12 protein-coding genes are annotated in these 14,185 nt (G+C 59.1%); 7 read left to right on the top strand and 5 right to left on the bottom strand.

Annotated features, from left to right (window positions below; translation table 11 throughout):
• Positions 1–120: 120 nt before the first annotated feature.
• The 3 genes from ACSOSP_RS17960 to ACSOSP_RS17950 all read left to right on the top strand — a co-directional run bounded on the left by ACSOSP_RS17960 (position 121) and on the right by ACSOSP_RS17950 (position 3,291).
• Positions 121–834, top strand: coding sequence for an ABC transporter permease (locus tag ACSOSP_RS17960; RefSeq protein WP_062087500.1), 714 nt, complete (start codon positions 121–123; stop codon positions 832–834).
• A gap of 32 nt (positions 835–866) precedes the next feature.
• Complete coding sequence (locus ACSOSP_RS17955; RefSeq protein WP_455308643.1) at positions 867–1,646, top strand: ABC transporter ATP-binding protein; 780 nt, start codon at positions 867–869, stop codon at positions 1,644–1,646.
• Positions 1,647–2,184: 538 nt separating this feature from the next.
• Positions 2,185–3,291, top strand: coding sequence for a porin (locus tag ACSOSP_RS17950; RefSeq protein ID WP_455311030.1), 1,107 nt, complete (start codon positions 2,185–2,187; stop codon positions 3,289–3,291).
• Between the two features lie 188 nt (positions 3,292–3,479).
• Here ACSOSP_RS17950 and ACSOSP_RS17945 read toward each other — a convergent pair whose 3' ends face one another.
• From ACSOSP_RS17945 to zwf, 4 genes are all read right to left on the bottom strand, one after another.
• On the bottom strand, positions 3,480–3,773 hold the full coding sequence (locus ACSOSP_RS17945) for a hypothetical protein (RefSeq protein ID WP_455308642.1): 294 nt from the start codon (positions 3,771–3,773) through the stop codon (positions 3,480–3,482).
• Between the two features lie 218 nt (positions 3,774–3,991).
• Positions 3,992–5,917 (bottom strand): bifunctional transcriptional regulator/glucokinase, encoded by a 1,926-nt coding sequence (locus tag ACSOSP_RS17940; RefSeq protein WP_455308641.1) that lies wholly within the window; start codon positions 5,915–5,917, stop codon positions 3,992–3,994.
• On the bottom strand, positions 5,895–6,617 hold the full coding sequence (gene pgl, locus ACSOSP_RS17935; protein WP_455308640.1) for a 6-phosphogluconolactonase: 723 nt from the start codon (positions 6,615–6,617) through the stop codon (positions 5,895–5,897). The genes ACSOSP_RS17940 and pgl overlap by 23 nt, the downstream gene beginning before the upstream one ends.
• A gap of 193 nt (positions 6,618–6,810) precedes the next feature.
• Positions 6,811–8,271, bottom strand: a complete 1,461-nt coding sequence (gene zwf, locus ACSOSP_RS17930; RefSeq protein ID WP_455308639.1) for a glucose-6-phosphate dehydrogenase — start codon at positions 8,269–8,271, stop codon at positions 6,811–6,813.
• A gap of 527 nt (positions 8,272–8,798) precedes the next feature.
• Between zwf and ACSOSP_RS17925 the strand changes: the two genes are divergently transcribed.
• The 4 genes from ACSOSP_RS17925 (at position 8,799) to ACSOSP_RS17910 (ending at position 13,235) form a co-directional block, all read left to right on the top strand.
• Positions 8,799–10,052 (top strand): ABC transporter substrate-binding protein, encoded by a 1,254-nt coding sequence (locus ACSOSP_RS17925; protein ID WP_031359217.1) that lies wholly within the window; start codon positions 8,799–8,801, stop codon positions 10,050–10,052.
• Between the two features lie 176 nt (positions 10,053–10,228).
• Positions 10,229–11,152 (top strand): carbohydrate ABC transporter permease, encoded by a 924-nt coding sequence (locus ACSOSP_RS17920; protein WP_455311029.1) that lies wholly within the window; start codon positions 10,229–10,231, stop codon positions 11,150–11,152.
• Positions 11,142–11,999: a carbohydrate ABC transporter permease gene (locus ACSOSP_RS17915; protein ID WP_062087516.1), complete on the top strand. Its 858-nt coding sequence runs from the start codon at positions 11,142–11,144 to the stop codon at positions 11,997–11,999. The genes ACSOSP_RS17920 and ACSOSP_RS17915 overlap by 11 nt, the downstream gene beginning before the upstream one ends.
• 117 nt (positions 12,000–12,116) lie before the next feature.
• Positions 12,117–13,235, top strand: a complete 1,119-nt coding sequence (locus tag ACSOSP_RS17910; RefSeq protein ID WP_455308638.1) for an ABC transporter ATP-binding protein — start codon at positions 12,117–12,119, stop codon at positions 13,233–13,235.
• A gap of 72 nt (positions 13,236–13,307) precedes the next feature.
• Here ACSOSP_RS17910 and ACSOSP_RS17905 read toward each other — a convergent pair whose 3' ends face one another.
• Positions 13,308–14,150: a hypothetical protein gene (locus ACSOSP_RS17905; protein ID WP_455308637.1), complete on the bottom strand. Its 843-nt coding sequence runs from the start codon at positions 14,148–14,150 to the stop codon at positions 13,308–13,310.
• Positions 14,151–14,185: the final 35 nt, after the last annotated feature.

Raw genomic sequence — 14,185 nt, 5'->3', positions numbered from 1 at the left:
ACCATGAGAAACATGAGAAGCCGAAAGCAGTCGTAGCCGGCACCTGGCGCATATGCGCCACGTGCCCTCGCTTAAAGAAAAGCACAGCAAACCCCAGGTAACCCCCACGCGGCGGAATCCATGCTCGAAATCATCCAGGAATACTGGCGCAACTATTTGTTCACCGACGGTTATCGCATCACCGGTCTGGCCATCACCATGTGGCTGCTGGTTGTATCGATCGTGCTCGGCTTCTGCCTGTCGATCCCGTTATCGGTGGCGCGGGTATCGAAGAACAAGTTTCTCTCGCGCGGCGTCTGGGTCTACACGTATATCTTCCGCGGCACGCCGCTCTACGTGCAACTGCTGCTCTGCTACACGGGCCTCTACAGCCTGCAAGTGGTCCGCGACCACGTTCTGCTGAACCAGTTTTTCCGCGACGGCATGCACTGCACGCTACTCGCGTTCACGCTCAATACCTGCGCGTACACCACGGAAATCTTCGCCGGCGCGATCCGGGCGACGCCTTACGGGGAGATTGAAGCCGCGCGTGCGTACGGAATGTCGTCGTTCACGCTTTACCGGCGTGTGATCCTGCCCTCGGCGCTGCGCCGGGCGCTCCCCTACTACAGCAACGAAGTGATCCTGATGCTGCATGCGACGACCGTCGCGTTCACCGCCACCGTGCCGGACATCCTCAAGATTGCCCGCGACGTGAATTCCGCCACGTATCAGTCGTTCCAGGCGTTCGGCATTGCCGCCCTGCTTTATCTGTGCATTTCGTTTGCGCTCGTCTGGCTGTTTCGCCGTGCCGAATACCGCTGGCTCGCCTACTTGCGGCCGCAGGGTAAATAAGCCTAAAAAAACGGGAACAGGATCGGCACATCATGAACACACTGGCAACCAAGCTTTTCGTCGATGACCTGCACAAGCAGTACGGCGACAACGAAGTCCTCAAGGGCGTCTCGCTAAGGGCGAAAGCCGGCGATGTGATCAGCGTCATCGGCTCGTCCGGGTCGGGCAAGAGCACGATGCTCCGCTGCATCAACTTCCTCGAGCAGCCGAACCAGGGCCGGATTTTTGTCGATGGCGAGGAAATCCGCACGCTCAAGGACAAGTACGGCGCGCTGAAGGCGGCTGAACCCAAGCAGCTGCAGCGCATGCGTACGCGCCTGTCCATGGTGTTCCAGCATTTCAACCTCTGGTCGCACCTGAGCGTGCTGGAAAACGTGATCGAGGCGCCGCTGAAGGTCCTGGGATTGTCGAGACAGGAAGCGCTCGAGCGGGCGCGCACCTATCTGGAAAAGGTGGGGCTCGCGCCGCGGCTCGAACAGCAATACCCATCGCATCTGTCGGGCGGCCAGCAGCAGCGCGTGGCGATCGCGCGGGCGCTGGCCATGCACCCAGACGTCATGCTCTTCGATGAACCCACCTCTGCGCTCGACCCCGAACTGGTCGGCGAAGTGCTGAAGGTGATGCAGACGCTCGCCGAGGAAGGCCGCACGATGATCGTGGTGACGCACGAAATGGCATTCGCACGCAACGTGTCGAATCACGTGGTGTTTCTGCATCAGGGGCGAATTGAGGAAGAAGGACATCCCGACGACGTTTTCGGCAATGCCCGCAGCGAGCGGCTCAGGCAATTCCTGTCGGGCAGCCTGAAGTAAAACTACAGACCGGGCTTGTGGCAAATCTGAAAGCGCTCCGAGGGGCGCTTTTTTAGTTAATATTTCTAAACATGCAAACGTTTTTAAGTCTTCAGTGCATTAGCCCCACGCGCATCGTCCGTCAATAGAGGCAATCCATAGCGCCGGGGTCCCAAATCCCCAATGTCCTTATCCAGTAAGGCTTTGCGCGAATTTAGCAATACTTTTCTCACATATGCAACACAACGTTCATTGCATTTTCGAGACAGAAAGTGGGTTGCCAACAATTTTCTTGGCGGCACAAAGGTAATTTGCTAAATTAGTAATCAAAGTACGGAAACGAAGTTCATTAAAAGTAGTTTTACTTCAAAAAGAACTGAGGAGACACCAATCCCCAGGGTTGGTTGTGACATTTGTGGTCAGTCAACAGGCCGCCAAATGTTACGCACGCCACCCCTTTGCGTGTCATCCCTCTAAATAGTTTCCGGTTCGGTGCGCTGGCGCCGAACCACTACCGCCGCACTTGGGCTTCTATTTTTTGACAGGGTTGGAGGAGATGATGAAGAAAGCTTTGCTCGCGGCTTCGCTGCTGACGGTCGGCGTTGCGGCTCACGCTCAAAGTAGCGTGACGCTCTACGGCCGGCTCGATGCCGGTCTCGAATATATGTCTGGCGCACCTACAGGTGGCGCGAATGGCGTGACCACTGGCAGCGCAAATCGTTTCCGTGCGGAAAGCGGTGACTGGGGTACGAGTCTGTGGGGCATGAAGGGTGTGGAAGATCTGGGTGGCGGCAACAAGGCCGTGTTCCAGTTGGAAGGCAGCTTTAACACCATGACCGGCGCGGGCCCGGGCGGTGGCGGTCTCTTCAATCGTTGGGCGACAGTCGGTATCGCCAACGACCAGTTCGGTACCTTCTTGCTGGGTCGCGAACTGTTCATCTCGAACGGCGTGTGGGACTTTGATCCGTTCGGTCAGTCGAACTGGTCGTCGGCGTCGCTGGTACGTGGCCGCAACTGGCCGCAGTCGAGCAACAACGTGTCGTGGCAATCGCCGAAGATCGCAGGCTTTGACGTCTACGGTCAGTACGCTTTCTCGAACTCGACGCACTTCAACGGCGGCCCCGGTGCGGCGCAAGGCCGTGAAGGTGGTCTCCAGGTCACCTACACCACGTCACTGTTCCAGGTGCGCGGCCTGTACGACGAAATTCGCGATGCAGCCAACGGTCAGCTGGACAACCCGTTCACGGCTTCGCGTGAGTACTTCGCAGGTGTCAACGTCTTCCTCGGTCAGTTCAAGATCCAGGCCGTCTATCAGGCTTCACGCACGTCGGGCATGACGAACACGCCGACTGGCACGCCGACGACGACCGATCAGGAATGGGGCGGCGTGACGTGGCAAGCTACGCCGGCTGCAGCTTTGATCGCAGCGGTCTATCACGTCAATGCGAACAACGGCGGCGGCAATGCCAACATCTACACGATCGGCGGTTCGTACAACCTGTCGAAGCGTACGTTGCTGGATATCCAGGTCGCATCGGCACGTAACAGCAAGGCAGCAAATTTTGGCCTGAACGCGAACAGCGCGGGTGACACGGTTTCGACCGATAACCCACTGCCTGGTCACAACCAGACAGGCGTGTACGCAGGCATCCAGCACTCGTTCTAAGCCGAACGAATCAGCCGGAGCAAGTACGACAGAGAGAGAGTCATAAGGTTTTCACGCTGCTGCGAGAGGCGCGTATCGGTGCGGTGTCCGAAAGGGCATCGCACCGTTTTTTATTTGTTCGTTCGCACCGGTGGACGGGTTTCTGGGGTTTTTTTTGGGTGGTCTATTGTTTAGGATTGCGGATTATTTTAGGTCGTCTGGATTGGGTTGTTGCCGGGTTGCCGGGTTGCCGGGTTGCCGGGTTGCCAGGTTCCTGCGTTAGCGGTCTTAGTCATTGCCGGGTTGCTGCTTTCGGGCTTAGCGGCCTGCTTGAGTTGGCTCATTTCTTTATCACTATTAGCCACTGCGCGTGGCGGCGCGTCATTTCTTTGTCCAAAGCGACAAAGAAACGAAGCAAAGAAAACGCTTTCAAAACGCGGGCTCATAAGTTGACCCAGCGTGCACTTTCCATGTTTTTGGCACCCCAAAAGCACGGTGCTCACCAGAACCACCGATGTGTGAAACCCTCCTTCTCGCGAATTCTTACACGAACACGCTTCGCCCCGTACGCTCTCGGGCAAGCACCATCGCCCTCGGATCAACACAGCCCCAAGTTATCGTTGTCGGTCTTGTGTATCCCCCAAATACACAGAAGCCGTCGATGCGAACCTCGCATCGACGGCTTCTGACTACCACCGTGATTTTCCTCGCTCGCGCGCCGTTAATCGCGTGCTATGCCCGCCGCGCCATGGCTCAGCCAATCCAGCACCGCACCCGTCTCGTCATCGCCCGCTTCCCGCACCTTCGCCATCGCATCACTCACGTCAGCACTCGCCGGCACCGCACGGCGGATCGCCACGCCAACCGCCAGAATGTCGATCATCACTAAATGCAAAATGCGCGAGATCATCGACATCTGCGATTCACGGATCTCAATGTGATCCGTCTCCAACGCCACCGTCGCCCGCTTGGCCAACGGCGTGTTGCTCGACGTAATCGCCACCACCGTCGCGCCCTGCTGCATCGCTATCTCAAGCACACGCAACAACTCTGGCGCACGCCCCGACTTCGATACCGCCACAATCACATCGCCCTTGCCCAACAACGCCGCCGACGCAGCCTGCATATACAAGTCGCCATAAGCAATGGTCGGGATGCCGAAACGGAAGAACTTGTAGTGCGCGTCCTGCGCCACGATGTTCGAATTGCCCAAGCCGTAGAACTCGATTCGCCGCGCGCCATTCAAAATGTCGATCGCACGTTCCACATGATCGAAGTTCAAATGCTCACGCAGTTGCAGGATTGCCGACACCGTGTTGTCCAACACCTTCGCACCAAAATCCGTGGCGGTGTCGCCCAGGTGAACCTGGCTATGGCTCACCGGAATCGTACCGGTCAACCCCGTCGCCAGCTTCAGCTTGAAATCCGATAACCCCTGGCAACCCAGCGAGCGGCAGAAGCGAATCACCGTCGGTTGGCTCACGTCAGCCTTGCGCGCAATATCGATGATCGGATCATTGATGATCGAACGCGGATGGTTCAACGCAAGATCCGCCACCCGGCGCTCAGCAGGCGTCAGCGCATCACGCATCTGGCGAATCCGCTCGAACACTGCGGACGAACCGCCGTTCGCACGATTCGACAGCTGCTCCGACAAAATGGCCGATACCCCGAGAAACGCCGGATATTCCGCCGTGATGATGAACGTGGGCACGCTCGACAAATACTGCTGGAACCGCCCCTTCGCCTCGAACCGCTCGCGAAACGGCGACTTCGTGAACAACTCGCCCAACTTCAACACCACCCCGCCGCCGATGAAAATCCCGCCCAAAGCGCCCAGCGTCACCGCGATATTCCCGGCAAACGTGCCGAGAATGCCGCAGAAACAATTCACGGCTTCAAGCGCCAGCGCCTCACCATCGTGAGCGCGCTGCGTAATGCTGGCCGACTCGAGATCGTCCGCCACACTCACGCCATCACGTTCCGCAAGCGCCTGGTAAATCAGCAACAATCCCGGCCCCGCCGACACGCGTTCGAACGACACATGCGGAAACTTTGTGCGCGCAAAACGCATCACCAAATCTTCACGTTCATTCGACGGCGCGAAGCTCGCATGGCCACCTTCACTGCCCAGCGCAATCCAGCGGTCATCGGCGGGAATCAGGCCGGACACGCCCAGACCCGTACCCGGTCCAAGCAAGCCAATCACACTGTTTTGCCGGCGCGAACCGCCGCCTACCTGCACGCGCTGCGCATCGGTCAGGCCGGGCAACGCCATGGCAAGCGCGGTGAAGTCGTTCACGACCAGGAGTGTGTCGAAGCCCAGCGCGCGGCGCGTGGCCTCGATCGAAAAGCTCCAGTCGTGATTCGTCATGGAGACATGATCGCCATCCACCGGATTCGCGATCGCCACGGCCGCGTGGTTCACGCGGCTCACCTTGATGTCCTTCAGATACTGCTGCATTGCCTCAGCAATGCCCGGATAGTCCCGGCCCGGATACACACGTATATCGCCAATCACGCCCGGCGCCGTCTCAAGCGCAAAGCGCGCGTTGGTGCCGCCAACATCGGCCAAAAGCCTGGGTCCGTCGGCGTGCTGACTTCCGGCCGCTACCGTTACGGCCTTACTTTGCACACCAGTAGACATCGAGCCTGACTCCCTGAGCATGTGCCAACGTGGAGATGGCGTTTTTTTGCGGTGCGGCAAGCGCAGCGTTGAGTACATCCAGCTTCTTCTGCCCACTGATGAACAGGAAGAGTTGCTTGACGTCCTTGAGCGCAGACATGGACAACGACACCCGCGCATGCGGCGCACTGCCCGGATGGACCGAGACGAAGCGGTCAGCCGTCGATATGGCGAAGTCCCACTCAGGCGCATCGGCGAAAATGGACGCCGTATGGCCGTCCTCGCCCATGCCGAGCACGGCCACGTCAGGCACCCGGCGCTGCGGATCGGCGTTCAGGTCCGCAATGTGTGCATCCAGCGGCCGCGCCGTGTCCACGAGCGGCAGGAAATGCGCGCCGCTCGCTGCGTTCTGCAACAGCGTTTCGCGCGCGAGGCGCGCATTGCTTGCGCTGTCCGTCTCCGGCACCCAACGGTCATCGACCAGGGTGACATCGATATGCGCCCAGTCGAGCGCATGGGTCGACAGGGTCTGCAAGAACGGCTTCGGGCTCGTGCCGCCGGATACGGCGAGCGTGGCGTGCTGGGTGACGTTTCCTGCCACAGCGGCATCAGCCGACGCCGCTGCGCGAGCGGCGAGCATTGCGGTAAGCGCGTCGCCCACCGCTTCTGCCAACGCGTCGGATTGGACGCCTGGCTCATCAAAAGTATGAAGCTCGATCACTGCTCCTCCATGCTGCCTTGTTTTGGTTTCATTTCGCCCATTGCGACAACGCCTGAGCACAGCTTGAACCACTTTCAGCGTCGCGCAACGGGATTTGTCTCGGCTTTAATTGCAACATGTCTACAGCACGTACGTCCTGAACACGTTCCACCGACCCATTACAACGGTCTCAATACCAGTCCTGATGCACAGCTTAATTCTCTTCTTCCAGCCAGCATGTTCCATGCTGCGCCAGCATCGCGCTCGCGGCCGCCGGTCCCCAGGTGCCCGATGCATAAGGCTTCGGCGGTTTCCCCGATGCTGCCCACTCATCCAGGATCGGCTCCACATAACGCCACGCCGCTTCCTGCTCGTCACGCCGCACGAACAACGCGAGACGGCCGTTGATCACGTCGAGCAGCAGGCGCTGATAGGCCTCCATCTGCCCTTCCTTGAAGAACTTGTCGAACGCGAGATCCAGGTGGACGCTGGCGAGATTCATGCCCTCGCCAGGCTGTTTCGCAAGGCAGTACAGACGAATGGTCTCGTTCGGCTGCAAGCGAATCACCAACCGGTTCGCGCCCGCGCGCAACGCGTTCGCACCAAGCGCCGAATGCGGCACAGGCCGGAAATTCACGACAATCTCGGCCGTGCGATCCGCCAGCCGCTTGCCGGTGCGCAGGAAAAACGGCACGCCGGCCCAGCGCCAGTTTTCGATTTCCACCTTCAACGCAACAAACGTTTCAGTGCTGCTGTCCGGCCGCACACCCTTTTCGGTAGCGTACGCCGGTACCGACGTTCCCTTGATCACGCCCGCGTGATATTGGCCGCGCACGGCCACCTTGCTGATGTCGCGCGGATCGACAGGTTTTAGCGCGCGCAGCACGCGCAGCTTTTCGTCCCGCACGGAATCGGAATCCATGGAATGCGGCGGCTCCATCGTCACGATGGAAAGCAGTTGCAGCAAGTGGTTCTGCACCATGTCGCGCAATGCGCCGGTGTTGTCGTAGAAATCGCCGCGCGCTTCCACGCCGAGCTCTTCCGCAATCGTGATCTGGATGCTCTCCACCCACTCACGGCGCCACAGCGGTTCGAACAGCGCATTGCCAAAGCGCAGCGCGAGCAGGTTCTGCACCGGCTCCTTACCGAGATAGTGGTCGATCCGGTAGATCTGCTCTTCCGCGAAAATCTCGCCGACCGCGTCGTTGATCGCCTGCGACGACTTCAGGTCGTAGCCCAGCGGCTTTTCCAGCACGATGCGCGCATTTTCGTTCAGGCCGACATCGGCGAGCGCACGGCAGATCGGCACGAACAGCGACGGCCCGGTAGCCAGATAAAACACCCGCGTGCCGGCGTGTTCGTTCACGGCATCGCGCAGCAGCTTGAAGTCTTCGGGCTTGCCGAGGTCGAGGCGAACGTAGACGAAGCGCGCCAGGAAACCCTTCCACACGTTTTCGTCGACGCCATTCTTCGACACGTGCGGCTTGACGTGTTCATCGACCCAATTCAAATACGCCTCGCGATCTTCGGCGGCGCGCGCTACCGCGACGATCTTGCCGCCTTCAGCGAGCATCCCGCCACGGTGCGCTTCAAACAACGCCGGCAGGATCTTGCGCATCGAAAGATCGCCAGTTCCACCGAACAGAACAAAGGTGAAATTCGAGTCGTTTTGCATGTGTCTCCGCTGGGATTCAGAAGGACCGTAGTCCGATAAAATTTTTTTTGACACTGAATTGTAGTTTAACTACAATTCAAATCAAGGGGTAACGTGATCCCGGAAAAAAACACTTAGTCAACCAGAACATGCGTGTTTTCCCGGAGTTTCACGTCTAGTTGCATGGTAATTGACCTGAGCCGATGACGCTTTTGCCAGATAGGCATCGGCGGGGCAAGGGAAAACACCGAGCTAATGCAAAACCCCGGACGCACGCCGCACTGGTCGACGCCAGTGTGAACGGGCAAAAATCAAAAGAGGAGACACAAGTTGCGATTCGACACACTCATCTCTTGAGAGCCGTGCGGCCGTGGTTCGGTCTGCCGGCCAGGCTGGCGTGCCCAAGGTTCCTTGCCCTGGAGAACGCTTGAGCTTCCCGCCGACACAGCCGATACCGGCCACTTCAGTTTGTTCATGTTCCAGCCATCGCTTCCTGGCGGCATCAGGGGCCAATCGTTTTTTGTTCAGGTGTTCGGAGGAGATAAACAATGAAATTTCGCAAGCTCATCGGCGCGCTCGGCGCCGCAGGTCTGTTGTGCGGCGTGTCGGCGCAAGCGGTTCAGGCAGCTGAATCCGTGTCGGTACTGCACTGGTGGACTTCCGGCGGTGAGTCGAAGGCCGTTGGCGTGTTGAAAGACGACATGACCAAGCAGGGCTACACCTGGAAAGACTTCGCCGTTGCAGGCGGCGCGGGTGCTGCGGCCATGACGGCGCTGAAGACCCAGGTCATCTCGGGCAACGCCCCGTCGGCCGCGCAGATCAAGGGTCCGCTGATCCAGGAATGGGCTGAGCAAGGCGTGCTCGTGCCGATCGATTCGGTTGCCGGCGACTGGAAGAAGAACCTCCCGCCTGAAATCGACAAGGTTATCCACGCCGACGGTCACTATGTCGCTGCCCCGTTCTCGGTGCACCGCGTGAACTGGCTGTGGATCAACAAGGCAGCACTGGACAAGGCAGGCGGCAAGGTTCCGACCACGTGGCCGGAATTCTTCGAGCTGGCTGACAAGATGAAGGCCCAGGGCATCGTTCCGGTGGCAGCAGGCGGCCAGCCGTGGCAAGACCTGACCTTGTGGGAAGACGTCGTGCTGTCGCAAGGCGCGGACTTCTACAAGAAGGCAATTGTCGACCTGGACCAGAAGACGCTGACGTCGGACCAGATGGTTGGCGTGTTCGACACGGTGCGCAAGATCGAAACGTATTTCGATAACGGCCGCACCGGCCGCGACTGGAACCTGGCGACCGCCATGGTCATCAACGGCAAGGCCGGCATGCAGTTCATGGGCGACTGGGCCAAGGGCGAGTTCGCAGGCGCGAACAAGACCGCCGGCACGGACTATGTCTGCGCACCGGTGCCGGGCACCGCCAAGCAGTACACGTTCAACGTCGACTCGTTCGTGTTCTTCCAGCAGAAGGGTTCGAAGGAAGCAACGCCGGGTCAACTGGCGCTCGCGAAGACCATCATGTCGCCGGCATTCCAGGAACAGTTCAGCCTGTACAAGGGCTCGATCCCGGTTCGTCTGGGTGTCTCGATGGCCAAGTTTGATGCGTGCGGCAAGCAGTCGTACGCTGATGAACAAACGGCCATCAAGGCTGGCGGTTATGTGCCGTCGCTGGCGCACGGCATGGCTCAAGGTGACGCAACGGCAGGCGCGATCACCGACGTCGTGACGAAGTTCATGAACTCGACGCAGGATTCGAAGAGCGCAGTTGCCGCTCTCGCGAATGCCGCGAAGACGAAGTAAGCATCTGGTTCAGTAACACCGGGCGCGCGGTTTATTTAACGAGCCGCGCGCCCGGGCAAAACCCAAGCATGAGTTGGCTTCAAATACTGCTGCATAACTGCTGCATCCCTGTTCCGGCCTGAGACTCTTGCCGGCAAATTTTCAGGAGTCGAGAAGTGGCTGCCTCCCCTAGCGGTATCGCGAGCAAGACTTCGCGCACCCCGCCCCGCCGCACGTCGCCTCTGGCGGCGCTTGCCGATACATACATTCCGAAGCTCGTCCTCGCACCCAGCGTATTGATCGCGCTCGTGTTCGTGTACGGCTTTATCCTGATCACCGGCTGGCTTTCGCTGACGAATTCGCGATTGATGCCACGCTATGAATTTACCGGCTTCCAGCGATACACCGAACTGTTCTCGAACGACGTCTGGTGGACGTCTGCTGCGAACCTCGGCTGGTTCGGCATTCCGTTCATCGGAATCTGCGTCGGGCTTGGGCTGTTCCTGGCCATCCTGCTCGACCAGAAGATCCGTAATGAAGGCGCATTGCGCGCGATTTTCCTGTATCCGATGGCGTTGTCGTTCATCGTGACGGGCACCGCGTGGCAATGGATCTTGAATCCAGGCCTCGGGCTGGAAAAGATCTTCCACGACTGGGGCTGGACCAGCTTTTCGTTCGACTGGCTCGGCAACCCCGACAAGGCGATCTTCTGCGTGGTGATCGCGGCCGTGTGGCAATCCACCGGTTTCGTGATGGCCTTGTTCCTTGCCGGATTGCGCGGCGTGGACGCGGAAATCTTCAAGGCGGCGCAAATGGACGGCGCGTCGTTGCCGCGGATCTATCGCAAGATCGTGATCCCGAGCATGCGGCCGGTGTTCTTCTCCGTGCTGCTGATTCTCTGCCACATCACCATCAAGACCTTCGACCTCGTGGTGGCGTTGACCGCGGGCGGTCCGGGCACGTCGTCGTCGCTGCCAGCCATGTTCATGTACACGTTTTCGTTCAATCGCGGGCAACTGGGCCTGGGCGCTGCGTCGTCAATGATGATGCTCGCCACCGTCGTCGCCGTGCTGGTGCCGCTCATGTATCTGGAATCGAGGAGCACGCGCAATGGAATCTAAGATGACGATCAGCCGCGCCGTCATCTATGCGGCGCTGATCCTGTTTGCCCTGTATTTCCTGTTCCCGATCTACGTGATGCTCTCGACGTCCTTCAAGGACCTCGACCAGCTGCGCACCGGCAACCTGCTCACGCCGCCGACGCACTTCACGTTCGCGCCGTGGGTCAAGGCCTGGTCGCAATCGTGTACTGGCGTGCGTTGCGACGGCATGGAACCGTTCTTCATGAACTCGGTTCGCATGGTGATCCCGGCTGTGCTGCTCTCGTCGATCATCGGCGCGTTCAACGGTTATGTGCTCACGCACTGGCGCTTCCGTGGCGCGGACGCCGTGTTCACCATGTTGCTGGTCGGTTGTTTCATCCCGTTCCAGGCCATCCTTTTGCCGATGGCGCGTTTGCAAGGCATGTTGGGACTGGCTAACACCACGACCGGCCTTGTGCTCGTGCACGTGGTCTACGGGATTGCGTTCACCACCATGTTCTTCCGCAACTTCTACGTGAGCATTCCGGCGGAATTGGTGAAGGCCGCGCGTATTGACGGTGCGGGTTTCTTCACCATCTTCACGAAAATCCTGCTGCCGGTGTCGCTGCCTATTTTCATGGTGTGCCTGATCTGGCAATTCACGCAGATCTGGAACGACTTCCTGTTCGGTATCGTGTTCTCCGGCGTTGATTCGATGCCGATCACCGTCGCCCTGAACAACCTGGTCAACACGTCGACGGGCGTGAAGGAATACAACGTCGACATGGCTGCCGCAATCATTGCCGCCCTGCCCACCCTGCTCGTCTACATGGTCGCCGGCCGGTTCTTCGTGCGCGGCCTGACAGCAGGCGCGGTGAAGGGCTGATGCAGTGACGGCTGATTCCTGTGGAGCGCTATTCAGTTACTGAACGGCGCTTCCGGTAGAAGATCAACTAATGTGCGCGGCGATAATCCAGCGCAGAGACATTAAAGGATTCATAGCATGGCAAGCCTTTCAATCCGTGACGTATACAAGACTTATGCGAACGGCGTTCCCGTTCTGAAGGGCGTGAACATCGACATCGAGGACGGTCAGTTCCTGATCCTCGTGGGCGGTTCGGGCTGCGGCAAGTCCACGTTGCTCAATATGATCGCCGGCCTGGAAACGGTCACCAAGGGCGACATCATGATCGACGGCAAGACGGTGAACAACCTCTCGCCGAAGGATCGCGACATTGCGATGGTGTTCCAGTCGTACGCGCTGTATCCGTCCATGACCGTGCGCGAGAACATCTCGTTCGGGCTGAACATCCGCAAGGTGCCGAAGGACGAGCAGCAGGCAATTGTGACGCGCGTCTCGGACACGCTGCAGATCCAGCATTTGCTCGATCGCAAGCCCGGCCAGTTGTCAGGCGGCCAGCGTCAGCGCGTGGCCATGGGCCGTGCGCTGGCACGCGATCCGGTGATGTTCCTGTTCGACGAACCGCTGTCGAATCTCGATGCAAAGCTGCGGATCGAAATGCGTTCGGAGATCAAGCTGCTGCATCAGCGCCTCGGTACGACCATTGTGTATGTGACGCACGATCAGATCGAAGCCATGACGCTGGGCGATCGCATCGCGGTGATGAAGGACGGCGTGGTGCAGCAGTTCGGCGCGCCGCAGGATATCTATGATTCGCCGGCGAACTTGTTCGTGGCGGGTTTCATTGGCGCGCCGCCGATGAATTTCATTGATGGAAAGCTGGTCGAGGCCGGCTCCGGTGTCGGGCTGGAGATCGATACGGGCGTGTCGCGTAACGTGTTGAACCTGCCGTTCGATGCTGCGGCGGTTCGCGGCAAGATCGGTCAGAACGTGATTCTTGGTCTGCGTCCGGAGCGGATTACGGATGCGCGCAGCGCGCATAACGTGGAAGACGCGCGCTTGCAGCCTATTGAAGTGAAGATCGATGTGATCGAACCTACGGGTCCGGATACGCTGGTGTTCACGCAGGTGAACGGCAAGCGCGTGGTGAGCCGCGTGCACCCGGCGAGCAACCCGCAACCGTTGACGAACATGACGCTGTTGTTCGATGTATCGAAGGCCGTGCTGTTCGATTCGAAGACGGAAGAACGGTTGGCTTGAAGTTAAGCGTTCTGCCTGAGAAAGCCGCGTACCCGAAAGGGTGTGCGGCTTTTTTGTTCTTATTTTGCCGCTCTACGCCCCTGCCCCGCTCGCTTGAAGCGCAGCACGTTGGCGCGCAAGACTGCGGCTCAGATCACCCTCGAACATGGCGCCCCCTTGATGGGTCAGGTTCGATCTCGTATCGATGGCCGGCGTGATGCCGATCGCCGCGATCCGTCGGCAGAATGCATAGTCCTCCGAGAGATAAATCCCTTGCGGATCGATCATCGTATCGAAGAATGCGTGGTGGATTTTGCCCGTTTTCCGGACGTTATGGTCCGGTCGATCAACCAGGTCCGGGCGGTATTGAAGCTCGGGAAAACTGCTCGCGAGTTTCAGGAAGACCTCGCGTCTGATCAGCATGAATCCCGTAGGCGCGTCGATGACATCGAGAAAGCCGTTTTCATCCGGCTCCAGCGCGCCGGAAAACGCGTTTGCCGGGTAGCGGGCGAAACGTTCCCGGAAATCGGCTTTTGTCGTCCCGGCCGGCAACGCTTGCGGCAGACCCTCCGATGGCCAGCCGTCAGTTTTCAGCGGATAGACGCCCGCCACCACGGGACGATCCGCCAGGAGCAGGCGAACGACGTCCGAACCGTTGAAGCCGATATCGCCATCGATCCACATCAAATGCGTGAATCGTTCGTCCGCGAGAAACTCCGCCACCATGGTGTTACGAGCACGCGTGATCAGGCTGTCAAAGCTGTTGAAACTCGCCATGAGACCGAAACCATGCTGGTCGGCAGTGTCGTAAAGATCAAGAAGCCCTTGAACATAGCTGGTTGTAACGACCCCGCCATAGCTGGGTGTGGCCACAAATACATTGGCAGGAATTTTTACATCGGTAATCAAGGTTGCTCCGGAAGCGGTGAAATCCATGGCCCTGCGTGCCGGCCTTTTGGGCCGGTTCCCGC

The organism is Caballeronia sp. KNU42, assembly GCF_053760385.1.
The sequence above is the reverse complement of the archived record's forward strand: the minus strand, read 5'-3'. Positions and strand labels throughout refer to the sequence as shown.